General features: G+C 49.3%; 25 protein-coding genes and 1 tRNA gene. 11 read left to right on the top strand and 15 right to left on the bottom strand.

Going from position 1 to position 24,338, the window contains the following annotated elements:
• Positions 1-43: 43 nt before the first annotated feature.
• A tRNA-Leu gene (locus BRW83_RS06670) sits at positions 44-130 on the bottom strand.
• Between the two features lie 142 nt (positions 131-272).
• Here BRW83_RS06670 and BRW83_RS06665 point away from each other — a divergent pair.
• From BRW83_RS06665 to rnk, 5 genes are all read left to right on the top strand, one after another.
• Entirely contained in the window at positions 273-1,169 is an 897-nt protein-coding gene (locus BRW83_RS06665; RefSeq protein ID WP_005880559.1) for an alpha/beta hydrolase, read from the top strand.
• Between the two features lie 50 nt (positions 1,170-1,219).
• Positions 1,220-2,527 carry a bacteriohemerythrin gene (locus tag BRW83_RS06660; protein ID WP_198341919.1) on the top strand — a complete coding sequence of 436 codons (1,308 nt, stop codon included), beginning with the start codon at positions 1,220-1,222 and terminating at the stop codon, positions 2,525-2,527.
• Positions 2,528-2,872: 345 nt separating this feature from the next.
• Positions 2,873-4,210 (top strand): diguanylate cyclase domain-containing protein, encoded by a 1,338-nt coding sequence (locus BRW83_RS06655; protein ID WP_005880563.1) that lies wholly within the window; start codon positions 2,873-2,875, stop codon positions 4,208-4,210.
• Positions 4,211-4,414: 204 nt separating this feature from the next.
• Complete coding sequence (locus tag BRW83_RS06650) at positions 4,415-5,488, top strand: NAD(P)-dependent alcohol dehydrogenase (protein ID WP_036602875.1); 1,074 nt, start codon at positions 4,415-4,417, stop codon at positions 5,486-5,488.
• Positions 5,489-5,669: 181 nt separating this feature from the next.
• Positions 5,670-6,062 (top strand): nucleoside diphosphate kinase regulator, encoded by a 393-nt coding sequence (rnk, locus tag BRW83_RS06645; RefSeq protein ID WP_005880566.1) that lies wholly within the window; start codon positions 5,670-5,672, stop codon positions 6,060-6,062.
• Between the two features lie 158 nt (positions 6,063-6,220).
• On the opposite strand, the gene BRW83_RS06640 is transcribed toward rnk, so the two are convergent.
• Positions 6,221-6,520 (bottom strand): hypothetical protein, encoded by a 300-nt coding sequence (locus tag BRW83_RS06640; RefSeq protein ID WP_005880568.1) that lies wholly within the window; start codon positions 6,518-6,520, stop codon positions 6,221-6,223.
• Between the two features lie 264 nt (positions 6,521-6,784).
• Here BRW83_RS06640 and BRW83_RS11980 point away from each other — a divergent pair, with 264 nt between their 5' ends.
• Both BRW83_RS11980 and BRW83_RS06630 read left to right on the top strand, forming a co-directional pair.
• The gene (locus tag BRW83_RS11980) at positions 6,785-7,876 is read left to right on the top strand and encodes an NUDIX hydrolase N-terminal domain-containing protein (protein WP_231284477.1); all 1,092 of its coding nucleotides are present in this window, start codon (positions 6,785-6,787) and stop codon (positions 7,874-7,876) included.
• A 238-nt stretch (positions 7,877-8,114) separates the two neighbouring features.
• A complete protein-coding gene (locus tag BRW83_RS06630; protein WP_005880571.1) occupies positions 8,115-8,456 on the top strand; it encodes a DUF805 domain-containing protein in 342 nt (113 codons plus the stop codon).
• A gap of 68 nt (positions 8,457-8,524) precedes the next feature.
• Here the strand turns inward: BRW83_RS06630 and BRW83_RS06625 are convergent, their stop codons facing one another.
• From BRW83_RS06625 to BRW83_RS06595, 7 genes are all read right to left on the bottom strand, one after another.
• Positions 8,525-8,791, bottom strand: coding sequence for a zinc ribbon domain-containing protein (locus BRW83_RS06625; protein WP_005880573.1), 267 nt, complete (start codon positions 8,789-8,791; stop codon positions 8,525-8,527).
• Between the two features lie 290 nt (positions 8,792-9,081).
• Complete coding sequence (locus BRW83_RS06620; protein WP_005880574.1) at positions 9,082-10,212, bottom strand: metallophosphoesterase; 1,131 nt, start codon at positions 10,210-10,212, stop codon at positions 9,082-9,084.
• Positions 10,213-10,347: 135 nt separating this feature from the next.
• Positions 10,348-10,824, bottom strand: coding sequence for a (R)-mandelonitrile lyase (locus BRW83_RS06615; protein ID WP_005880576.1), 477 nt, complete (start codon positions 10,822-10,824; stop codon positions 10,348-10,350).
• A gap of 47 nt (positions 10,825-10,871) precedes the next feature.
• On the bottom strand, positions 10,872-11,615 hold the full coding sequence (locus tag BRW83_RS06610) for an SDR family oxidoreductase (RefSeq protein WP_005880578.1): 744 nt from the start codon (positions 11,613-11,615) through the stop codon (positions 10,872-10,874).
• Positions 11,616-11,650: 35 nt separating this feature from the next.
• On the bottom strand, positions 11,651-12,400 hold the full coding sequence (locus tag BRW83_RS06605; RefSeq protein WP_005880579.1) for a carboxymuconolactone decarboxylase family protein: 750 nt from the start codon (positions 12,398-12,400) through the stop codon (positions 11,651-11,653).
• A 59-nt stretch (positions 12,401-12,459) separates the two neighbouring features.
• Positions 12,460-13,455, bottom strand: a complete 996-nt coding sequence (locus BRW83_RS06600) for an aldo/keto reductase (protein WP_036603743.1) — start codon at positions 13,453-13,455, stop codon at positions 12,460-12,462.
• A 15-nt stretch (positions 13,456-13,470) separates the two neighbouring features.
• The gene (locus BRW83_RS06595) at positions 13,471-14,526 is read right to left on the bottom strand and encodes an NAD(P)-dependent alcohol dehydrogenase (protein WP_036603745.1); all 1,056 of its coding nucleotides are present in this window, start codon (positions 14,524-14,526) and stop codon (positions 13,471-13,473) included.
• A 243-nt stretch (positions 14,527-14,769) separates the two neighbouring features.
• On the opposite strand from BRW83_RS06595, the gene BRW83_RS06590 reads away from it, so the two are divergent.
• From BRW83_RS06590 to BRW83_RS06580, 3 genes are all read left to right on the top strand, one after another.
• A complete protein-coding gene (locus BRW83_RS06590; RefSeq protein WP_005880582.1) occupies positions 14,770-15,684 on the top strand; it encodes an AraC family transcriptional regulator in 915 nt (304 codons plus the stop codon).
• Positions 15,685-15,982: 298 nt separating this feature from the next.
• The gene (locus BRW83_RS06585; protein ID WP_050757783.1) at positions 15,983-17,422 is read left to right on the top strand and encodes a GGDEF domain-containing protein; all 1,440 of its coding nucleotides are present in this window, start codon (positions 15,983-15,985) and stop codon (positions 17,420-17,422) included.
• A gap of 270 nt (positions 17,423-17,692) precedes the next feature.
• The gene (locus tag BRW83_RS06580) at positions 17,693-18,913 is read left to right on the top strand and encodes a histidine-type phosphatase (protein ID WP_005880584.1); all 1,221 of its coding nucleotides are present in this window, start codon (positions 17,693-17,695) and stop codon (positions 18,911-18,913) included.
• A gap of 64 nt (positions 18,914-18,977) precedes the next feature.
• On the opposite strand, the gene BRW83_RS06575 is transcribed toward BRW83_RS06580, so the two are convergent.
• From BRW83_RS06575 to BRW83_RS06560, 5 genes are all read right to left on the bottom strand, one after another.
• Positions 18,978-19,355, bottom strand: coding sequence for a hypothetical protein (locus BRW83_RS06575; RefSeq protein WP_036602882.1), 378 nt, complete (start codon positions 19,353-19,355; stop codon positions 18,978-18,980).
• Positions 19,356-19,454: 99 nt separating this feature from the next.
• Positions 19,455-19,652, bottom strand: coding sequence for a hypothetical protein (locus BRW83_RS11685; protein WP_145814970.1), 198 nt, complete (start codon positions 19,650-19,652; stop codon positions 19,455-19,457).
• Positions 19,653-19,720: 68 nt separating this feature from the next.
• Positions 19,721-20,977: an autotransporter strand-loop-strand O-heptosyltransferase gene (locus BRW83_RS06565; RefSeq protein WP_005880586.1), complete on the bottom strand. Its 1,257-nt coding sequence runs from the start codon at positions 20,975-20,977 to the stop codon at positions 19,721-19,723.
• Complete coding sequence (locus tag BRW83_RS11680) at positions 20,974-21,129, bottom strand: hypothetical protein (RefSeq protein ID WP_155811810.1); 156 nt, start codon at positions 21,127-21,129, stop codon at positions 20,974-20,976. The genes BRW83_RS06565 and BRW83_RS11680 overlap by 4 nt, the downstream gene beginning before the upstream one ends.
• Before the next feature lie 295 nt (positions 21,130-21,424).
• Complete coding sequence (locus BRW83_RS06560; protein ID WP_005880587.1) at positions 21,425-22,000, bottom strand: flavin reductase family protein; 576 nt, start codon at positions 21,998-22,000, stop codon at positions 21,425-21,427.
• Positions 22,001-22,500: 500 nt separating this feature from the next.
• Between BRW83_RS06560 and BRW83_RS06555 the strand changes: the two genes are divergently transcribed.
• Positions 22,501-23,205 (top strand): phosphoribosylaminoimidazolesuccinocarboxamide synthase, encoded by a 705-nt coding sequence (locus tag BRW83_RS06555; protein ID WP_005880588.1) that lies wholly within the window; start codon positions 22,501-22,503, stop codon positions 23,203-23,205.
• 288 nt (positions 23,206-23,493) lie between these two features.
• On the opposite strand, the gene BRW83_RS06550 is transcribed toward BRW83_RS06555, so the two are convergent.
• The gene (locus BRW83_RS06550) at positions 23,494-23,988 is read right to left on the bottom strand and encodes a hypothetical protein (protein WP_231284539.1); all 495 of its coding nucleotides are present in this window, start codon (positions 23,986-23,988) and stop codon (positions 23,494-23,496) included.
• Positions 23,989-24,338 lie beyond the last annotated feature (350 nt).

Genomic DNA, 24,338 nt, shown 5'->3' with positions numbered 1-24,338 from the left:
TGGGCTTTTGATTGTATTTGAGTCTAAATGCTGTTTTTGCCTGTGGTGCCCGGGACCGGAATCGAACCGGTACACCATTTCTGGCGAGAGATTTTAAGTCTCTTGTGTCTACCAGTTTCACCACCCGGGCAAGGACAGGAATTGTAACAGATAGGCTCAAAAAGCTGAACAGAATTCATGCAAATTACTTTATGGCAACAAAAAACCATTCATCCGATATAATAGGAAAAGAACCTGAACATATTCAGTAACCGCCAGGATGTCTCACATTAATGCCTGATTCCAAAGCATTCGATACCATTACCGTCAGCGAAGTCACTTACCTTGAAAAGGATGGGCAAACCGCCCGTGCATTGATTTACCGTCCGAAGGGGGATGGGCCGTTTCCTGCCCTTGTCTGTGTTCATGGGGGTGCCTGGGTTTCCGGAGACCGTTTTGCCACGGCAGGCTTTGCCGAACTGGTTGCGGAAAAAGGCATAGTCGTCATGGCCATCGATACCCGTCTGGCGCCTGCCTGTCCTTATCCAGCCTCGGTGGCCGACGTCAACTACGCGACTCGCTGGCTCAAATACCATAGTGGCAGATATAAAGTCGATCCTGACAGGGTAGGGGGACTGGGCATTTCCAGTGGCGGCCAATTGCTGCTTCTGTCCGCCATGCGTTATAACGACCCCCGATACATGATCCATGAATTGCAGGCGTCCGGCAAAGAGCTGGATGCCAGACTGGCTTTCGTCATTACCTGTTCAGGCGTTCTCGACCCTCTGGCCCGCTACCGGATGGCAGAAGAATCCAGCAACATGGCTATAGTGCTGTGTCATCGTGCCTATTTTGGCGATGAAAAAACGATGGAAGAATCCAGTCCCCTGCTGATATTGAAGCGCGGTGAAAAAACCGCATTGCCCGATGCGCTCTTCTTTCAGGGCGAAGCCGATCCGCGATTGCCTGCCGATACGGCCCAAAACATGGCCAACGCATGGAAATCAGCCGGAGGCAACGCGAGGGCCATTGTCTATCAGGGAGCAGGCCATTCGATCGGAAGCTGGCACAAACGCGATTTTTCCGACATGCTCCTCAGGATATCCTCTCTTTGTCACTCGCCTGCCAACAAAGTGTCATCGAATCCCGTCATTGTACATATTTCACGAAAATCACCTACACCACCATGAGTGAGAAGAAACAGGAAACACTAACAGCCCTTGTCAATGCAATCCGCCAAATGGAATCCTGTTGGCAGGAAAGCGGCACGATAGCGCTTGTGCGCGACAGTAGCCATGCTGTCCTGTACATCAATAATGAATTTGCCAGACTCATTGATACGGAGCCTGAAAAACTGATTGGGCCTGCATCCGGTGCGGCATTTCCCGCTTTTTTCCACAAACTCTTCAGTGAGCGTGAAAAACTGGTTCAATCCGGCGGAAAACCGGCCGTTTTTGAAGAGAAACTGGCTTTTGAAAACACGGAAATATCGTATTCAACGGTTTATTTTCCTCTTAAAAATACGGCTGGCGAAATTATCGGGACAGGCCTTGTCGGCATTCCGGCGAAAAACGGAATTGAATATGAAACAAATGAGACATCCTTGCTGCCAGACGACAATCCCGACATCGATCCCCTGACCGAAATACCGACCCATCAGGCCATGGCCGATGCCATCAAACATGAAATCATCCAGTCCGAAAAAAATGGCAAACCGCTTTCCATCGTCCTGATCAATGTCGACAACCTCGCCAGAATCAATGAAGAATCAGGAAGAGCCACGGGTGACATCGTTCTGGTCGAATTCTGCGAACTGGTCAAAAACCATCTGCGTTCATCCGATTTGTTCGGAAGATGGGAGGACACTGAATTCATCCTTGTCCTTCCAGACACGAATGTCGTGGCGGCAGCTCAGGTCGCCGAACGTATCCGCCATGCCATCGAAAATTACCAGTTTCGCAAAGTGCCTTCCCTGACGGCCTGCTTTGGCGTTGCCCTTCATGAGAGGGGAGAAACCATTGAAGATTGTATCAGTCGTGCCGATGCCGCCGTTTTCGTCGCCAAGATGAACGGAAAAAACCGCGTCGAGGTCGACAGGGCAGGGATGAGCGATCTGAGCCTGCCAGACCTGAAAGCCAGCAACTTCCTGCGGCTGGTCTGGAAGCGCGAATATGAATGCGGCAATACCATCATCGATTATCAGCATCGTCTTATGGTATCCGATGCAAACCATTTGCTGGCCGCCATGCTGGAAAACACACCGAAAAAACAAATTACGCCCCTGATCAACAAATTGCTTGCTCATATTCAGCAGCACTTCGACGAAGAAGAAAGCATTCTTGAAAAAATGGGTTACAGGGAAACCGAAGAACACGCCATGATCCACAGGCAACTCATTGCCAAGGCCGTCCGGCTCTCTGTCCGTTTTGAGGAAAACAAACTCGATTTCGGCGAGATTTTCAATTTTCTGGCTAACGACGTCGTCATCGAACACATGTTGAAAACCGACAGGAAATACTTCCCGTTTCTTCCACAAGCACGGCATTGACCGATTTACATCTGGACAGATGGCCTTTCTCCGGTTAACCTAAAGGTTATCAGGGTTATTTGTAATTGTTAAGAGCATAAAAATACACTATCAGAAGTATCATTTCCCGATAATCAATCAACACCAGCAATCGATTTTATCAATACCCTGTCCGGACAGGATGAAAAATCATTCCTTTCATCCTGTCATCCAAATCGATGGTTTGCATCAAAATGGAAGCGGCCATTTCCATGCAACTATTTTGTTCGATGCCTGCAAACCGCGTGCCGCCAGGGCAAGAGGAATGAATCATTTGGCTATTTTTCATACATACAAGAACAATGAAGAGTGGCAGTGACTGACACAATGAATATTGGCACTGTGCAAACGCGCCTGTCTTTTCCGGCATCCCCGGGACAGTCGACCACGCACATTTTTTCAAATGGTCCGCATATGAACAATCTGACACAACGAATCGGTCATGCCATCATTGAATCAGCCTTGCAAACCGGGATATGTTTGCATGATACAAAAACAGTCGTCGTCATTCGTAACCGGTCGGGAGAGACCGTTTATGCCAATACCGGATTCGACAAACCGTTTGATATCAATCGGAAAAACACCGTTCAAGAGACAGGGAAACCGGCCGTATGCATCGAAAAATTCTGTATTGACGATACGGTCACATCGTGCCTGACGATTTATTTTCCCGTCAAAAATGATGATGAAATTACCGGAGTCGGGATGATCGGCATTCCTGTCGACAGCCAGAAGCATCTTCAGGATGGACAAAAGCTCTTGTCAATAAATGACAAAAGAATAGCAAATATCGAAACCGGTAACTGGAATTACCCGTCCATGCTGGCCAATCTGCAAAAACTTATTTTCAGGCCTGACAAAAACGACAGCAGCACCACCGTCGTCCTGATGAATATCGATAACTTTGCAAGAATAAATGAAGAATGGGGACAATTTTCGAGCAATATCGTTCTTGCGGAATTTTGCCAGCTGATCCTGAAACACCTTCGCTCATCCGATTTGTTCGGCAAATGGAGCGAAAAGGAATTCATCCTGCTACTGCCCGATACGAATCTCACTACCGGCAAACAGATTGCCAAAAGGATCGGAAGTGCCATCGAGCACAAACAGTTCAGCCAGGTTGGACAAATAACGGCCAGCCTTGGCGTGGCGACCTATCGCAGGGACGAAACCCTTGAAGACTTCATCAATCGTATAGACGCGGCCGTTTTCGCGGCCAAGACAAGCGGAAAAAAACGGGTTGAGCTGAAAGCGCGCCATTTTCTGAAACTCGTCTGGAAACAGGAATATGAATGTGGAAACCAGACCATTGACGAAGAACATCGTCAGTTGTTTTTCTATTCCAGCCAGCTCTTGCATGCCATCTACGACAATAAGCCGAAAAAGCAGATTTCGCCGTTAATCCATCAATTGCTGACACACATTCAAATGCATTTCGACAACGAGGAAAAAATCATGATGTCCATCGGATATCCGCAAACGGATGAACATGCCATCATTCACCGTCAACTCGTCCATAAAGCGGTTCATCTGGCTGAGCTCTTTGAAAGAAACAGACTGGATTTTGCCGAAATATTCAGCTTCCTTGCCAATGACGTCGTCATTATGCACATGCAAAAAGAGGACAGGAATTTCTTTTCATTTCTTTCGGAATTTCATATTTAATTGCTTTACGTCTGGACAGGGCAGTCCTCACCGGTTAATCTAGGGGTAAAAGGGAGATCGGTTGACGAGTTTGCACGTGCAGACTGGTGCAGTAAAATTTAACGATCACCATCACCCGGCCGTTTCAAGTAATGCCTTGCCTGTAGGGCGAAAAAAATTTCTTTCGCCCTGTCCGAAAGAACACATATACGGAAGGAGTTGCCTATGCGAACCATGAAAGCGGCAGTTTTTGTCAAACCGGGTCAAATCGTTCTCGACGAAAAACCGGTTCCTGAAGTCGGTCCGGGTCAGGCACTGGTCAAAATCACGACCACGACGATTTGCGGTACGGATGTACATATCCTCAAAGGCGAATATCCTGTCAAACCGGGTTTGACCATCGGCCATGAACCCGTCGGCGTCATTGCCGAACTCGGCGTTGGCGTCACCGGCTATCAGCTCGGTCAAAGGGTCATTGTCGGCGCCATTACCCCTTGCGGCCAGTGTTACGCCTGTCTGGACAATCATTCATCGCAATGCGGCGGTCATGGAACAGGCGGCTGGAAAGCCATCGGAGGCTGGAAATTCGGCAATACCATCGACGGGACACAGGCAGAATACGTGCTCGTACCCGATGCCGTCGCCAATCTTGAACCGATTCCGGACGACCTGACCGACGAACAGGTACTGATGTGTCCGGACATTATGAGCACAGGCTTTTCAGGTGCCGAAAACGGCAAGGTCAAAATCGGCGATACCGTCGTCATTTTCGCCCAGGGGCCGATCGGCCTGTGCGCCACGGCAGGAGCGAAGCTGCGTGGAGCCACCCGCATCATTGCCGTGGACGGCATTAACGAGAGGCTTGCCATTTCCAGACGGATGGGCGCCGACGTCACGATCAACTTCCGCGAAAAAGACCCCATCGAGGAAATCATGAAAATAACCGATGGCAAAGGCGTCGATGTCGCGATCGAGGCACTGGGAACCCAGCAGACCTTCGAAAGCTGCCTGCGTGTCCTGAAACCGGGTGGTGTCCTGTCCAGTCTGGGCGTTTATTCCGGCAAGCTGACGCTTCCAGCCGATACTATTGCGGCGGGGCTGGCTGACCAGACCATCATTACGACCCTTTGTCCGGGCGGCAAAGAGCGCATGCGGCGACTGTTAAACGTCGTCGCAAGTGGCCGCGTCGATCTCAAACCGCTTGTCACGCACCGCTTCAAACTGGACGATATTGAAGCGGCATATGATCTTTTCGCCAATCAGCGTGATGGCGTGCTGAAAATTGCCATCACTCCCTGATTAAGCTCAACCACGATTTTCCGGCCGGATTGGAAAATACAATCCGGCCTTTTTTATTTTTGTTATTTGTTCCCCGAACAATCTGTTCCACCGGCCTTCACAGCAGGCAGGGAAACATTTTGCCCCGGAGATGTTTATTCAAAGCCGTATCACTGCTTTTACATTTGGAAGGATTTACCCCATGAACGACAGACCGCCCATTACCCTGACCAGTTGCGACTATGAACGTCTGACCCAGATGCTCATGTTGAACAAATATCGCACTCTGCCCGGCATTGACGAATTGCAGGATGAGCTTGACAGGGCCAACGTCGTTGAACCGGAAGAATTGCCAAACGACGTCATCACCATCAATTCCACAGCCCGTTTTCTCGATGAAACTTCGAACGAACAATTCGAAATCACACTCGTTTATCCGGACAAGGCTGACGGGGCGACAAAAATTTCCGTGCTGGCACCTGTCGGCAGTGCGTTGCTGGGAATGTCTGTCGGCCAATCGATTCCATGGCAGGTCCCCGGAAGGCAAAAACTGCTGTTAAAAGTTCTTGATGTAAAAAAACCTGATAATGAATAATCTTTTAAATCAATAAATTATTTTCTTTTTTTAAAGCAAAACATTATTTTTGTCAAACAAGAACATGAATAAAAAAGGAAGAAATCCCTAATGGATTTCTTCCTTGAAGATAAAGGTTCACTCCTGTTTCCAGAAAACAAGGAACCGACAATACCTTTTTAGCGCCGGTGTTTACGCATATAACCACGTGACTGCTGGAATTGCTGGATATCCCGATGATAATCCCGGGAGAGGTTTTCCTCCTGCCTTCTCACATAATCCGATTGCCGCTGCATGCGCTGGTAATCGTTATAGGGATCTTCGTATCTTGGCGCCGGATTATGGTGACGATAGGGGCGCTGATCCCAATCCTGCGAGTCAGTATAGCCGAAAGGAATATCGGCATGGGCGGCTGCCGTGAAAGAAAAGGCACATGCTGCCATTGCGCCCATTAAAAAAGATTGCACGATACGACTCATGAAGCTCCTCCAGTTCAAATAATGGCGGGGACTCGAACAGATTAATGCATAAGCCGATTCTATCCAATCCCCAAAACCGGCTATTGACCACAAATGGATAAAAACGGGTTTTTTCCGTATGCCATGTCTCGCAAATGTAACGTCCATGACATTCAACATCGATTTGCGTCTGAAAATAACCCTTAAAGATCAAACTTTTCTGCTTCAGGACACGGTATTATCAATGGTGTTGGAAAGAAACACTCAATAGAACCGGGATATCACGTGAAATACAAACATATCGTTTTCGATCTGGATTCCGTCCTCGACGAAAAAGAATCGAACCCGTTACGCGGCAAGAATCACTTTCCGGCCCCGATCCGCTCCTGTTCAGGTATCCGTCCGCTGATACAGGGACTGAAAGCCATGTCATACACACTGGGAGCCTTGTCCCGCGAAAAAATGGGTCTGACCGTTTTTGAAAAATCCTCAATATTTACTTACTTCACCCATTGCATCGACATCTCAGGCAATAGCGAAACCACCAATCCCATCCTGTTGTATCTCGACAGGACGGGCGCAAAACCGGACGAAACGCTTTTTGTGACATCCGCTGCAAAAGCCCTTCATTTCGCCAGAGATGCCAGCGTCGACTGCGCATTGACGCTCTGGAATATCTGCGACTGTTCATCCGAAAACGCGACGTACCGGTTTTCCCGTCCGAACGAGCTGGCTGTCATGCTCGGCAAACCGGACAGGGAGACTCCCATCGACCCCTTGCTGTCATGGGCCATCGAACTCCAGTTCATCGCACAGGCAGGACAAACCTATTCAAAAGACGTCTTCGATCTGGAACGTTTCGACCGCATCCGGGAAATATCGGCCGAAATCATGGCGACAAAATCGGGCCTTTCCATGGGTATCGTCAAGGAACTGTTTTGCAATGAATCGGGATTCCAGACACCCAAACTGGATACACGGGCAGCCATATTCGAAAACGGAAAGATACTGATGGTCAGGGAAGGGGACAAATGGTCGTTGCCCGGTGGCTGGGTAGACGTTGACCAGTCTGTCGCCTCCAATACCGTCAAGGAAGTTCGTGAAGAAGCCGGGCTGGACGTCGAACCGGTCAGACTGATCGCAGCCCTCGATGGAAACAAAAAACAGAACAGGCGCTACGTTTACGGCATCTGCAAGCTGTTTGTCCTGTGCAAATCGAATGGAGGCCGGTTCCATGAAAATGCCGAGACCTCGGAAAGCGGCTGGTTTTCCCCCGACAATTTGCCACCCCTTTTTACGGATAAAAATACCGAAGAGCAGGTCAGGATGTGCTTTCTGGCGGATGCCGACGAAAACTGGCAGGTTCTGTTCGACTGAAGCTGAAAAAGCGTTGAATTGTCCGCATCAAGTGTCCTGACGTCTATCTGCACGGCCACTTTTCATTTGTTTTTTGTAATTGCGTTTCAAAACAGAATCGTTCATGGAAAAAATGCATTTTTGCAGGACATTCGTTTCACTACATATTCGATCACAATCAAATTTGCGACAATCGGATTTGCACCCTCAAGTCTCAATCTTTATACTGCGAACACTTCGACACACTTTTAATCGACATATGAAAAACTGGTTCATTATTTATCGGGATACATTCCGCGCTTTCAGCAATTTTGAAGGTCGTTCAACCCGGCTGGAAATGTGGAACTTCCTGATCAATAACATCGTGATCGGGACTATCCTCATTTTGCTCATCGGTCCTTTTGCCTGGATTTTCAATGTCGTCGTCTTCATCGCATCCATCGGCCTGACCGTCCGCCGCTTTCACGATGTGGGCTTGAATGGCTGGTTTTTGATAGGGCTGTTCATTCCCATTCTCAATCTGCTCTTTTTCGCGATGCTGTATTTCTTCAAAAGCGACCCAGGAACCAACAAATACGGTCCCAATCCATACGGGATATGATAAAAAAAGACTTTACCGGTCAATCAGGCAAAGTCTTTTCATTCTTTTGAGATCAATGAACAAATACCCTAATCCGTCACCTTCCAGCGTTTCAGGGTAGGGAAGAAGCCCTTCATGATCTGGCGTGCCTCATCCCGGGTCATGCCCGCAGCAGACGCCATATGCGGGGCGCAATGTTCGATCATCTCGTCCATCGTCATATCCCACGTGAACTTGCCGTGGTTATAGCAATAGCTGCAATAATCCTTGTTGTCGGTTCCGTTGGCGTTTTTTCCGTAAGTGGCATCCCGATCCGACATCGGCATGCCGCAGGACTGGCAATATATCTTTTCCATAGACACCTTTCCGAGAATCTTCATTGACAGTGGTATGGTCGTTCTTCGTCATCCGAACGTTCTTTTCAACATTTATACATATAAATTTGCCTATTGAAAAGTATTTTTTACGCCCGGGCGATTATTCCATTTCATACCTATAGAGTAACCGTCTTGACCCGGCACATCAATAGACATGAATTTGCCGGATTGATCGATGGCAATCCAATACGAAAAAATGTCCATCCAAAGCGCGGACAAACCACAGTATTTCGACTGATTTGAAAACACTGTCCGAAAGTTTCCACCAGTCAGCCAGCGTGTAACACGATTTCAGTGATTTCTGCCGTGCGGCCGAGCCGGATCGGGAACCCGTTCCACAAACCCGTTCCATTACTGACGTACAGCTTCATATCACCCACGTCGTAAAGACCGGAAACGAATCCTTCATTCAAGAGCTGCACAAGCCAGTGTGCACCCATTATCTGGCCGCCGTGGGTATGGCCTGACAATTGAAGATCGACTCCGGCCTCCGCATTTTGTGAGGCACCTCTTGGCTGATGGGCCAGCAGGATGACCGGCGCGTTATCGGGAATGCCATTCAATGCCCCCCTGATATCCGGCCGGGGCAAACCGAAATTCGGCGCGACCCTGTCCGTCGTACCTGCGATCACCAATGGACGATCGTTGACAATCACGACAGCATGCCCGTTTTTCAGCATATTCAGGCCGAGGCCGTCAAAAGCCTTCATCCAATCCACATAACTTGAATAATACTCATGGTTTCCCGGAATGGAAAAGACGCCATACTTTGCACGAAAATCGCGGAAGGGAGCGACGTCATCGACCCGGTTTTCGACAGTGCCATCGACCAGATCCCCCGTGACAAGAATCAGGTCGGGATTCAATGCATTGGTCTTGTCGACCACAGCCCGGTTGCGCTCACCGGTCAAAAGACGGCTGGCGTGCAAATCGCTTAGCTGGACTATCTTCAGGCCATCCATTTCTGACGGCAAACCCTTGATGGCAATGTCCACCATTTTGACATCCGGAACACGGACAGCCTGCCAGACACCGATACCCGACAAAACAAGCGCAGCAGTGAGCAAAACCGCATTCACCCGGTTCGGCGAAAACGGCGGTTTTCGCGTTCTCCTGATCCTTCTCCAGAGGAGAATCACGAAGGAAAACATGTCTTTCAAGAGGAAAAAAACGGCCAGCAAAAAGAAAGAACCGAACAGCCATCCCATAAAAATGAGCAAACCTGTCGGTAACTCCGGCGAAGCCATATTGCCGAAAACCATCCGGCCAATGAAATGGTACTGGGAAAGCAGGACGATGAAAATCCCCGCAATCCATTTGACCGACGCTTTCCACCGGAGAGGGGGAACCAGTCTCAGGGCGACATAAATACCGATAATCGTTGCAAAGATATGGAACATGCTTTTATGGCTTTCAGCAGAGGGAAACCGGACAGGCGACCTCCTTTCGGGAAAGTCGCCTGAAGCCGGTAGTTTACCTGATATTGCAATTTTGAATGGCAAGGATGCTTTTTAAGGGAAACAGAAAAAACAGAGTCATTTTCCCCGATATTGCTCATCCGTTACCTTTTCCATCCAGTCGACATTCTTGCCGTTTACATCGCCTGTTATCGCAAGATGCGTCATGGCGGAGCCCGGTGCCGCCCCATGCCAGTGTTTGACTCCGGCAGGGCAGCGGATCACGTCACCTGGATGGATTTCGACCACCGGCTGCCCCCATTCCTGCGTAAGACCGGCACCGGAAATGACGATCAGGGTCTGACCAGCCGGGTGCGTGTGCCATGCCGAACGCGCGCCGGGCTCAAAAATCACGAAAGCACCGGAGGCAGGCAGTTCCGCCGTGGGTGAAAACGACATATAAACGTTTACGTTTCCGGTAAAAAACTGTTCAGGCCCCTTAAACGAAGCCTCTGATCCGCTTTTCGACACCGTTTGTGCCTTTGATACCATTTCGTCACTTCCCGTCCCGGCCTGAGCTGCCGCTGCGGCAAACAAAACGGGAACGAGAGCCATTCTTAAAATCCGATTCATTTCCATTCTTTACCCAATCAAGACAGTATTCAGAATTCCTGTGAAGTCGGCCGGATGACAATTTCATTAATCGCCGTATCAGCCGGCTGTGAAATGGCATACGCCACAGCATTGGCAACGCTCGCGGCAGGAATGGCATATTTTGCATAACCCGCGATGACCGCTTCACGCGTCTTTTCATCCGAACTGCCATACATCAATTCGGATTCCACATAGCCCGGATAAATGACCGTCGAACGGAATTTGCCTGCCGATTCCACACGAATGCCTTCGGAGAGGGCACGTACGGCATACTTGGTTGCAGAATAAACCGTCCCCGTTCCTGCGGCGACCTTGATGCCCGCCACGGATGAGATATTGATGAAATGGCCGGACTGCTGTTTTTCGAAAACAGGCCATACGGCCGCGACACCGTACAAAACACCCTTGATATTGATGTCGATCATCCGGTCCCATTCATCCACTTTCAGCGATGAAAGAGGGGCCTGAGCCATCAACCCCGCATTACCGACCATGACATCCACCCGCCCCAATCTGGCAACGACATCATCGACCAACTCCCTGACCTGTTTTTCGACCGTCACATCGACAGTGTAATACAAGGCTTTTCCACCGGATGCATTGATGTCACCGGCAATTTTTTCCAGCCTGTCCTTTCTTCTCGCTGCCAAAACAACGATAGCGCCGTCAGCCGCGAGCTTGCGGACTATCGCTTCACCGATTCCGCTGCTGGCACCTGTGACGATAACGACCTTATTCCCAATATTGTCCATTATATTTTCCCTGAAAATAATGATAATTCAACCATTTACGGATTGATATTCGAGCGCTTTTTCAACACCTCGCCAAATACTTTTCCGGCAAACGCACTTTCATTTTTCCCGACGTCCTTCTCCAGAACCGAAATGATTCCCGCCAGTTGTTGCTGGCTCAGGCCGACGTTCATGGCGGCATTCAAATGATACTGAAGCTGGGCATCCGTTCCGCCCAGAGCGGCGAGAGCGGCAACCGTCGCGATTTCCCGGTCGGAAAACTCCAGCACACCACGCCCGAAAATATCGGCAAACAGATGTTCCTTCAAAAAGACATCGATCCCCGGGGCGAAAAGCTGGTATCCGCTTTTTGCCGGAACCTCTGTCACGCCGGACAATCTCATGCGAACCGCTTCACCATAGGCATCCCGATTCGTACCGGCCGGAAGTGCTGTCCCTTGTGCACCGGCGGGATCGGCAATACCGGCTTTTTCCCGCTCATCCATAACCGTCATGAACGTCTGGATACCGTTCAGGCTTCTCGGAAAACCAGCGTAAGCATACAACTGTATCAATACCTCCTTGATCTCATTGACCGTCAAACCGGCATCAAGGCCACCGTTCAATGCCGTTTTCAGTTCCGGCAAATTGCCATTGGCCGTGAAAGCCGCGATCGTCACGATCTTTTCCTGTCTGGCGTCAAGCGCCGTTTTAAGCTTTTCCATGTCATCCGCCCTTGCCAGATTGCCCAGACACAGCAGGGCAAACATTACCGCTGCCAGTTTCGAAAACGATTTTCCTGCCATTTTCTGATCCTTCTTTAAAAGACCGGGTTCCCGCCAATACGGTTCCCGGAAAAATCAGCCTATCGGCTGATCATCCTTGCGTATTTTTCCGGGTACCTGTCGCCAACCAGACTGATTTTCGACGCGGCATAATCGATTTCCAGCAAATCTTCCGCCGACAGTTCGACATTGACCGAACCGATGTTTTCTTCCAGTCGTGCCTGTTTCGTCGTACCCGGAATCGGAACCATCCAGGGCTTTTGCGCCAAAACCCATGCCAGTGCAATTTGCGCCGGAGTCGCTTTTTTCCGTTCAGCCATTTTTCCAACCAGACCGGCCATCGCCTGATTCGCTTTCAAGGCTTCCGGTGTAAAACGCGGCAACGTATTCCTGAAATCGGATGCATCGAAAGTCGTTTTCTCATTCATTTTCCCCGTCAGAAAACCTTTTCCAAGCGGACTGAATGGCACAAAACCGATACCGAGTTCTTCCAGTGCCGGAATAATTTCCTTTTCCGGTTCACGCCACCAGAGCGAATATTCGCTTTGAAGGGCGGTAACAGGGCAAACGGCATGCGCACGCCGGATGATATCGACACCGGCTTCGGACAGGCCGAAATACCTGACCTTGCCTTCGGCAATCAGATCCTTAACCGTACCGGCCACATCCTCGATCGGCACTTCAGGATCGACACGATGCTGGTAAAACAGGTCGATCACATCTGTCTTCAGGCGTTTCAAAGACGCTTCAGCCACTTCACGGATATGCCTGGGACGGCTGTCCAGTTTCGTCCATTTTCCGTCGTCACCGGCATTGGCGACAAAGCCGAACTTGGTGGCTATCGTCACGTCGTAGCGGAAGGGCGCAAGCGCTTCACCCACCAGTTTTTCATTCGTGAAGGGCCCATACACTTCCGCCGTATCGAAAAAAGTCACTCCATGTTCGAATGCCGAACGGATGACGCCGATCATGTCGTTTTTATTCCCGGCAGGCCCATAGCCGAAACTCATACCCATGCAGCCAAGCCCGAGAGCCGAGACTGCAAGGCCACCGGTTCCCAATTTTCTTTTTTCCATAACCATCGACCCTTCTTATTTTTTTTCAGTTTCAAGCGTGGCCATATCGATCACAAAGCGATAATGCACATCGGAACGCTCCATCCGTTCAAAAGCCGTGTTGATCTCGTCCATCCGGATGATTTCGCATTCAGGCAGAATGTTTTTACGGGCACAGAAATCGAGCAATTCCTGCGTTTCACGAATGCCACCAATCGGTGAAGCCGCTATACGTCGACGCCCGAACAGAAGAGGCGCCGTATTGACCTCGGCGACTGGCCCGACCTGTCCGACGATGACAAGCGTGCCGTCGATATCCAGTAACGGGGTGTACGGGTTCAGGTCGTGTTTGACGGGAACGGTATCGATAATCAGGTCGAAAGACGACTGTGCCTTGTCCATCGCAGATGCGTCACTCGAAATCAGGAACTTGTCGGCACCCAATTCCATCGCATCAGCCCGTTTGCCTTCCGAGCGGCTCAATACAGTGACCTCAGCTCCCAGCCCGACAGCCAGCTTGATCGCCATATGGCCGAGACCACCCATGCCAATCACCCCGACACGGCTGCCCGGGCCGACATCCCATGTCCTGAGTGGCGAATACGTCGTGATACCCGCGCATAAAAGCGGCGCGGCACGAGAAAGATCAAGTCCGTCCGGAACACGCAAAACGAATTCCTCACGGACGACAAGATATTTTGAATATCCCCCCTGAGTCACGGTATGGTCAATCCTGTCCAGGCTGCTATACGTCATCGTCATGCCCTCACGGCAGAGCTGTTCTTCCCCGTGATGGCACTGGTCGCATTCCATACAACTGTCGACCATGCAGCCGACCGCAACGGCATCACCAGTCTTGTATCGAGTCACCTTCGACCCTACTGCAGTCACCCGTCCGATAATTTCATGCCCCGGGACAACCGGATAGACCGTCATGCCCCAATCGTTATGGGACATGTGCATATCGGAATGGCAAACACCGCAATACAGGACTTCCATGGCAACGTCGTTATCGCGAAGCTCGCGTCGTTCGAAAGAATAGGGAACCAGCGGGGAATCAGGAGAATGCGATGCATAAGCAATTGTTTTCATGGCAAACCTCATCAAAATGTGAACAACGAATTTCTGTCAGGACAGAGACGATTTCCGTCAGGAAAATCCTGTTGCCAACGTCCTGCGATGCCTGAAATATAAAGCTTTGCCGAATGCCGGATATAGATACGAAACTGCCTTCTTATTGCCTATTTCTCTCAACCATCTACAAAAACGGAAGACAATCTGGTAAAAAGACAATGTGTTTTCAATCGTTTATTGACGTAAAAGGGAATTTTCATCATGGGACAAGACAATCAAACCGGCTTTGAAAACAAAAATGACCCGATCAAGGAAAAACTTTTGAAATGGCTGCCTGAAAGCGGTGAATACCAGACACCGGTCAACGGTTTCTTTCTTTTCAGGAAGAACGAATGTGAATGTCCGGAAAACTGTTTCTATGAACCTGCCGTCGGCGTGATCATCCAGGGACAAAAGCATTCGTACATCGGCAGCAGGGAATACCGTTACGGGGAAGGATATTGTCTCGTCAATGGAATCGATTTGCCAGCCAAAAACACTATCCTCGACGCCACGCCGGACAATCCATTCCTCGGCATGGGCATCAGACTCGACAAATCGCTGACAACCCAGCTGGCTGCCGAAATCCCGCCACCACCGAAAACAGGCAATGAACCGGACTGCGGCCTGTCCCTGACCCGGACCGATCCGGACATTCTGGATGCATTTGCCCGATTGCTGGATCTGCTTGAAAAACCCGAACAGATACCGGTCATGGCCCCGATGATCCTCCGTGAAATCCATTACCGCCTGCTGATCGGGCCACAGGGCTCGTTTTTAAGGACCGTCAATACATTCGGAACGCAGGGAAATCAGGTGGCACAAGCCATTTCATGGTTAAGAAACAACTATAAAGAACCCGTACAAGTCGATGAATTGGCAAAAAAAGTCAACATGGCAACGTCGACCTTTCACCGGCATTTCAAACAACTGACATCGCTTTCCCCGCTCCAGTTTCAAAAGCGCCTTCGGCTATACGAAGCCCAAAGGCTGATGCTGGTCGAAAATGAATATGCCGCCAATGCCTGCATGGCCGTCGGTTACGAAAGTCCGACCCAGTTCAACAGGGAATACAAACGGCTTTTCGGCGAACCGCCATCGCGCAATATCAATAAAGTGCGGGAACTGCGCATGTAAGCCGCCGTTCCTCAAGACATGCAGCCCTGAAGGAAAACATTATATTTTTTAGATAACGTAAAAGCGGGTTTGAAAAAAACATGAATGTCCACATGTTGTTTATTTAGGAAAGTTCCCAGCCAATTTATTGACTTTCTTTATTTCTTCCCTAGAATTTTGTTATGGAAGAAATTTGTCTCCCATGCAACAAAAATCCGGAATTGGCTTTTAGACAATTTTTCCGATTGCCATCGGGTGAATCAGTGTCGATAAACCGATATCGCCCGATTCAGACAGTCACTTCGTGATGGAAAGAAATATGACAGATCAATCCAGGGATTCACTCATCTGGACAATGGCAGAAATGCTTGTTGAAAAACAGGTAGACACCGTCATTATCAACAAGTCTCTCGATTTGATTTGCAAGGCTTTTTCTTTTGATGGCGCCCTTGTTTATGAAGCAGACCAGGCCCATGATTTCAATCTGATGGAACGCCATCTTCTTCATGAGTTTCCCTTGTGCGAAACGTTCGCCATCAACTCGATCGACCCTGAATTCCGCAGCCATATGGCGAAATCGGTCGTTACCTCAATCGACAAAAAGGAAGATAACACCACAGGCGAAAGACAATTGCTTGAAACGCTATCTGCAACGCATGTGACCGCGTTTTCTGTCGTGGACGAAAATGCACGCATCTTTGGCCTGATTGTCTTTCTCAAAACCGGATCAGGCAAGGCACTGCTGGATGAAGATCATAAAAGGATCTCTGTTTTGCTCGCCATGCTCGGCAGGTATATCGGCGTCAGGGTCTACCAGAACAAGATTTCGTTTGCAAAAAATTCGCTGGAAAGCATTCTGGACAATACGGGAATCGACATTTACGTCAATGACTTTCATACCCACAAGGTCTTGTGGGTGAACAAGTCCATGGCAGCGCCTTATGGCGGCCCATCGGCCTTTCTTGGAAAAGTGTGCTGGCAGGTTTTGTTTCCGGGCCAGGATGGCCCGTGCGAGTTCTGTCCCCAGAAAAACCTGCTTGACGAGGACGGAAATCCGAGCAAAGTCTATATCTGGGATTACCAGCGGCCTTTTGACGGTTCGTGGTTCAGGGTGTTTTCCGCCGCGTTCCGATGGGTTGACGGCCGTCTTGCCCATGTTGTCAGCAGCGCAGACATCACCGATAACAAACGCAATGAAGAACTGATCGAGTATCTGGCCAATTTCGATTCACTGACCGGCCTTCCAAACCGCAGGAAACTGATCAATGACTGTACGATCCTCATCGATCATATTCAAAACCGTGGCAATGGCTATCTGCTGTTCTTCGATCTGGATGGTTTCAAGGCCATCAATGACAATTACGGTCACGATTCGGGCGATGAATTTCTCATCCAGCTGGGGGAATTTTTCCTCGGCATCCCGATGCTGAAAAACCGGATGTACCGGCACGGTGGCGATGAATTCGTTGCCCTGATCAACGGTTCTGTCATGAAAGACAATATCCGTAGTCTGGTCAATTTCATTCACGAACGGTTCAAAAAACCCTGGCCCCTGAAAAAAGGGAATGTATTTTGCAATACCAGCGTTGGCGTGGCCTGTTACCCTGAAGATGGCAATACGTCAGAGGAATTGATCCGCAAGGCAGATCACGCCATGTACGAAATCAAGAAAAAGGGCGGGGCCGGTATCTGCTTTTATGAAGAAATCGAAGCGTTCGATAGCCCGGCCAATAATCCGGTGCTTTTACAAAAAAGCTGAACACAAAAAACCAATATGGCAATAATCCATCATTGTTTCCATATCTTTTGCCGAACCTTTCCCGATACATCAAAACCGGTTTGACTGATTGACGGTAAATTACCGGTAAAATCGCATGCCGCAAAGCCCGGCTTTAAGGACAGACCCGCTGGAAATCATCGCGGAAAAGAGGTTCTTTCCCGCTTGATCATGCCTTTGATTGTATGCATAATCACCTGAGTCAATTGACAATACATTGCCGTTTCAGACAACCATAGAGAGCGTTTTTCCATGAAGCGATCTTTCCAGTATTTCCTTTTCGCCGTACTGGCCGTTTTGACGGCAATCCCATCCGTTTATGCCAGCGAGGCTGGTCAGCCTGAAGACAAACTGGTCAAAATCGTCGTGTTAAGCCGCCACGGTGTACGGTCTCCGACACAAAACCGGACAACACTGGACCAATGGTCCAACAAGACCTGGCCCCGGTGGCCGGTCCGATATGGTTATCTGACCGAACGTGGGCACGAACTGGTCACGGCTCAATGGAAAGCCATCCGGCCTGTTTTGACGGAGCAGGGGCTCTTGCCTGAAAATGCCTGTCCGGCTTCTGCCAGCTACACTCTCATTGCCGACAGGGACCAGAGAACCCGCGAGACCGCAATCGCCATTTTCGACGGGCTTGCTCCCGGTTGCGGTGTCCGTCCACAATGGGGCGAACAATATGACAGCCTGTTTCATCCTTCCAGAAACGATCTGGCTGCCCTGAACACGGAAAAAGTCCTCTCCGTGCTGAAAGGAAGGATCGAGAAGCTGAATGACGACCCGGACGCCATTGCCGCATTGAACCGGATACAGGACATCACCGATTGTTGCGGTCCGGCACTTTGCGCCAGAACGGCCCACGAAAACAGCTGTGCCCTGACGGAATTGCCGAACCGGACAAGTCTCGACCAGCGCAAAAACAAACCTGAAATCGGAGGCAAATGGGCAATCGCCTCCAGCATTGCCGAAATCATGCTGCTGGAATACGGCCAGTGGCCCGGGAAGAATGCCGGGTGGGGGCAGGTGGACGAGAGCGTCCTGAGACAAATTGTCCCGCTTCACGACAAGGTTTTCGATGCCGTCAACAGGACGCCGGCGCTGGCGAAAGCGGGCGGAAGGGAACTTTTGAAAACAATAGAAAGCACCTTGCTCTCCGATACGTCTGCGCAGCTGAACTTCCTTGTCGGTCACGATACCAATATCGCCAATATCGGCGGACTCTTGAATATTGACTGGAATATCCCGGAACAGGGAAAGAATCCAACCCCGCCCGGCGGTTTCCTGACATTCGAACTCTGGCAAAAAGCCGATGGCACCCGTGAAGTGCGAGTGAACTACAGCGCACCGACTTTTGCTTCCCTGCATGCACAACCTGCTCCCGTAGCCAGACCCGTACAGGTTCCAGTCGATCAGGGCATCTTCACGCCTGACGCCTTTTCACTGAAGGTACGACAACTGGTCCAGCCATGAAAAAACGCGTCATGCATAAGGAAATGACGCGTTTTTCAAACGGCGATCCAAACCGGACAATGGTTCACATCTTCTGGAACGTCCAGTCTTTCTGTTTGCCCGATCCCTCATACTTCAGGAAATTCTCGCCCACGAAAAAAGGGCTCCGGTCGCCCCGGATATCCAGAACGATCCGGCTGCCGGAAATATCCCATGTATACATGCCACTGACATTGATGCCGTTTGCCAGCGTAACGGCATAACGGTTCCCACTCTTGATCCATACCTCGCGAATGTCAGTGCCGGTAACCGGCTTGCCGACCTCATATCGTCCCTCAACATCCAGTGCGATACGGGCATTGTGACTGTCCGGTTTTGCCGTGATGTCCGGACTGTTTCCTGTTGACTGGCACGCTGTCAGTACCAAGACGCAAGCGGCACATAATAGAGCGATCTTTTTCATGATTTCCCGATTCCATAATGTCTTAAAACGGATCACAAAGTTTTTTCAAATGAAGCTGAATGAGATAATACCCAAATCCGTGTGAACAGACATGATGCACTACAAAAAAACAGGATGCCGTCTCCGACATCCTGTTTTCCTGACGAATTGCATCTCAGGCGTACCAACCCAGAACTTCATCTGCCACTGGATCTGTGCGCCATGATTGCGGGACTCATTACCGGTCAGGCCATCGCATCCGACATAAAGCTTCATTTTTTTCTGAATGGCAAATTCAGCGCCAAGCAGGATCTGCACGGCATTGCGGTCGATTTACGTTCCATTGACCGTAAACTGTCTGCTTTTTTTCGGATCAGGACTTCAGATCAGGACGGTTTTTTCAGTGACTGCCTTACACGTTCGACTTGATTGATAACCTGCTGCCCGGTAATCAGGCGCGTGCATTCGTATTGCCGGTCGGTGCCTTTGTGTCTCGGGCACCAGAAAAAATCCTTGTGGTCGAAATTGATATTCACGTCATCCCAGCATCCGAAACAGCCATGCGTGTTGATAACGCGATATGGGGTGTAAAACTCGCAATTGGGCAAGGAAAACCCGCTGATCAAAATAACCGGGATATTGCTGGCCCAGGCCAGCCATGACAGGCCACTGCCAAGGCCGATGAAAAAGTCAGCGTGTTCCAGAAGGGCAATGCGTTCCTGCAAGGGAAGGGCGCCGGTGCAGTCTTCCGCGCCATAGGGGATGTGGTTCCAGACAAATCCCTGTCCATAAGTCGCTTCCCGGTCGATACACAAGACACGGTATCCGGCTTTTTTAAGATGGTCGATCACCTGATTCCAGCCATAACCGTTGTTCCAGTATTTCGCCTGACAGGAAGACTGGGTCGCTATACAGACATAAGGTTCTTCAATTTGTCTTTTCGATCCCAGTTTCAGGCGTGGCCTTTCTTCAGTCGGATCGACGCCCAGAATATAACCGGCCGTCCGGTGCAATCCGACCTGCCGGAAATCCATCGGCTGATGATCCAGATCGCCTCCAAAAAAAAGACCGACGCGATAAGTGGCGTACGGCTTTTTGGTCTTGACGGTTTCAGGGGTGGAAAAAATGATATCCGGATACTGTTCCTTGAACAGATCGATAATCAGCTGCCCCATCGTACATTCCAGCTTGCATCCATGCTGTTTTTGGAAACGCTCCGCATAGGGGAACCATCCGATCAGGTCACCCAGCGTCCCGACAGGAAAACTGATGATGACATTCTGGTTTTTCAGATCAAGATTGTGTTCGAAAAGCGGCTCTTTCTGTCCCCGTTTCCAGACCTTGAACCCGAAATTGACGAAATACTTTTTGGTGCTGGAGACCCAACCGCCTTCGGAATCGCAGGAAAAAAGGATATTGCCGGTATCGGCATCAATGATTTGCGCATGCCACTCTCCCGGAGGAAGAAAGAGGCGGGCTCCGTCATTGAAGTCGTACAAAATCCCTGCCGGACCTTTTTGCGTCGGCATTTCGGGAGGCATAAGGGAATAACCGCTGCTCTGGTTACTGGAAGAGTTTACGGGGGACGGAGTTTCGTTGACTTCGTCGACTCTGGAATCGTCACGGATGGCTATGATGTTCATGATGGCTTCAACTGGTCTGAAAATGGACAGGAAAACTGGCAGGAACCATCCAGAGTGGCGATCATGAAAGAACCGGTCTTTTCTTCCGGCTTGATCGCAGGAGACGAACAAATGAAGAGAGTGAAACCGACAGTCAGGGAGCGCGAATTCATGAGTGATTCCAGTAAAAAATGGAGAAACTCATCACAATGTAAAATCGCGTCTGCAAAAGACCTTGTTTAACGGCAAAAACCGGTCAGATTCCGTAAAACCGGTTTCAGGCAAATCAAATCCAGCATGTTTTTTGCAACACTTTTGGTTTCGAAGTGGAGGAGATGGGTGGAGAAATTCCGAATATAAAACAGGATGCCAAAAGGCATCCTGTCAATATGAATACTACGTGTATCTTACAATTTTAAAAATTGTATTTTCAATTTGTTATCAATAAATTACAAAAAAAACTTCAAGTTATTTCGCGCTGATCATGTCTCCACTCATGACGAAAGTACCTCCGCCGAGATGGTGGATGGTATGCAGGTTGATATTATCCTTGTTGAAATTCCACAGACCGTCCTTAAATACCCGCTCATCCGCTGCGGCCGAGACGACTTCACCGAAACAGGTATCGTACCTGTCCTGTGGGCCCGGTTCCGGCAGGAGACGGCATTCCAGCCAGGCGACACATCCTTTTTCGATGACAGGAATGTCCAGCTCGGGACTGGCGACCGTTTCAATACCGAAGCTCGCAAATTTGTCTTCCACTTTTCCAGTCGTGCTTCCGACACCGTAAACCGTATCGATAAAATGGGCGGCAGGAACGCAAACAGCGAAAACACCGCTTTCTTCAAGAAGTTCCCGTGTATAGGAATCCTTGTTGATCACGACGACCAGACGGGGAGGGTCGAACTCGACAAGCGTTGACCATGCCGCCGTCATGATATTCTTTTTTTCTCCATCCCTGCTGCGACTGGTGACCATAATGGTTGGCCCGTGGTTGATCAGACGGGTGGCAAATTCAAGCGGAACAGGACGGAAGTGACTCATTTCAAAATCCTTTCAGATATTCTTTACAACGAGTAAAAAAGGGAACCATTACTGGATGGGTTCGATTATATAAATCGCATCATAACACTGTCGAATCATTCACGTATTTGCCAATGGCAATATGAGAAAGAATCCCGCAGAAAATTGACGCCTTCATGACATTGCTTCATAAACGCTGTCAGTTTACCGTTTCAGCCGAACAGGAAAAACAGGTAAAAAAAACAGACACATGAAATAGATGGCAATGTCAGGATTTTTCCGGCAACACACGAGATTGGCAGAAATCAGGCCAAAACCGGTTAATGTATCAATGAAATGCCACGTGGCAGTCATGCGACATTTTTATGGAGAAACTTTTTTTCCCGACTCCTGTATTCAATAAATCGGAAGAATGCCAACAGATTTTTGTTTCTATTTGATAAAGAATCGGCATAAAATAGCGAAAAATCCGGCATTACTTGCCGTTTCAACCGTTTTTTATTCATAAGGAAATTTGTAAAATGGCACTCCTGCAGCGCGGAAAAACAAAAGATGTATACAGCCACGGTGACTACACTCTGGAACTGAAATTCACCGATCGTGTTACCAAGAACGATAAAGGTGAAGTCGATCCGGGTGGAAACAACGTATCTGACTCCCTGCTCGACGGTCAGGGCTTCGCCTGCCTGTCCATGACATCGACCATTTTCAAATATCTGGCTGACAATGGTGTTCCAACCCATATGGTTTCTTCCGATCTGGACAACATGTCCATGATTGTCCGCAAGGCCGTCACTTTCAAACCGGGTCTGGAATGGGTTTGCCGCTGGAGAGGCACCGGCAGTTTCATCCGCCGTTACAAAACCGTTCCGGGCGCAAAAGACGGCATGGTATTCGATACACCTGTTTTTGAAATCACCATCAAGGACGACGAAGGCGGCGATCCATTGATCGTTCATGACTCCATCGTCGCTTTGGGCATGATGGACGCCGATACACTCAAGGAACTGGTTGCCCTGAACGCCAAGGCGATGGGACTGATTCACGACCTGTTCAAACAGAAAGGTCTGGACCTCTGGGACATCAAGATCGAATGGGGCAAAGACGCTGAAACCGGCAAGCTGATGCTGATTGACGAAGTCAGCGCCAACGGTTGCCGCGCATACGACATGAGCGGCAAGAACAAGGTCGCAGGCTCTGCCTTGTCGGATTGCTTCCGCGCCTGATCGGAACGAAACCATTCACGGTCGTCATGACTCAATAATGATGACACAAACAAAAAACCGGCAAACTCCGCAGATTTTGCCGGTTTTTTTATTATCCCGACACCCGAACCTGAACAGGCCGACAAACGGCCTCTAAAAAAAATCCCGTATTCGGGATTATCTTCAAACAAACATGCTCATTAATAAAAAATGCCGTAAAACGAAAAATGCGATGACCGACCGGGTGGATACATCCACCCGGATCGAAGGAGGTGTCATCGCAATCCTGTCAGGACAAAACTCACGCCTTTAATTGGCCGCAGCCGCCTGGGCACGAATGTCCACTATCTTGTTGATCGTCGTATCAATCGTTTCACGCGTTCTGACCGCTTCATCGAGTGTGTAAAGCTCGCTGTCCAAAGACATGACAGGATAGGGAGCTTCCACACCAGCAGGCAGAATTTCCGTCAGTGTGTATGTCTGCCGGTGACCGTGAGATTCGGTCTGCGTGAATTTGGCATAGCCAAGGACTTCCGAAGCCATATCGCCGAATGCAATGAAGAATTCAGGCATACATGCTTCATGACTGAGCCTTACCTGAGTCAGAAAACCCAAATCGGTTTTTGGCGTACGATAAAAATGCATGCGGTACTTGGAAATGGACTGACGGCACTTGCGCACGAGCATTTGCTCGAGCTGTGCCCGTGTTTCGTCGGCATCCTTGCGTTTTTTACGCAAAACATACAACTGCATGACGATCAGGCCACCGAAAATGAAAACGCTTAATGTTAAGAAAATGAGCATGGTTTCCAATTTAATTACTCCTTATAAAAAAATTGGGTTTACAACGAAATACTTCGGTTTTTCTTACAACATCGTTCCGTTATTATTACTATACATTTTTCAAAACATGTGAAGCAGTGATCCAGGACAATTTTTCAGGGAATTTGTGAGAAAGCAACAGCCATTTTCACTATTTTGTCCTCAGATAAATCACATCCTGTGAAACACCTCTGTTTTTACTAAAAAAAGCCAGCAAAAACACTAAAAAAACAGAAATATCTTCAAAAACCCAAAATAATAAAACCGGCTGCGACAGGTTTTAAAACAAAAAGCCCTTGCGCGATTAAAAATGTGAACGTAGCGATAAATGC

The sequence above is a fragment of the Oxalobacter formigenes genome (genome assembly GCF_002127965.1).
Taxonomy (GTDB): domain Bacteria; phylum Pseudomonadota; class Gammaproteobacteria; order Burkholderiales; family Burkholderiaceae_D; genus Oxalobacter; species Oxalobacter formigenes.
Note: the sequence above shows the minus strand (reverse complement) of the source record. Positions and strands in the feature narration are given on the sequence as shown.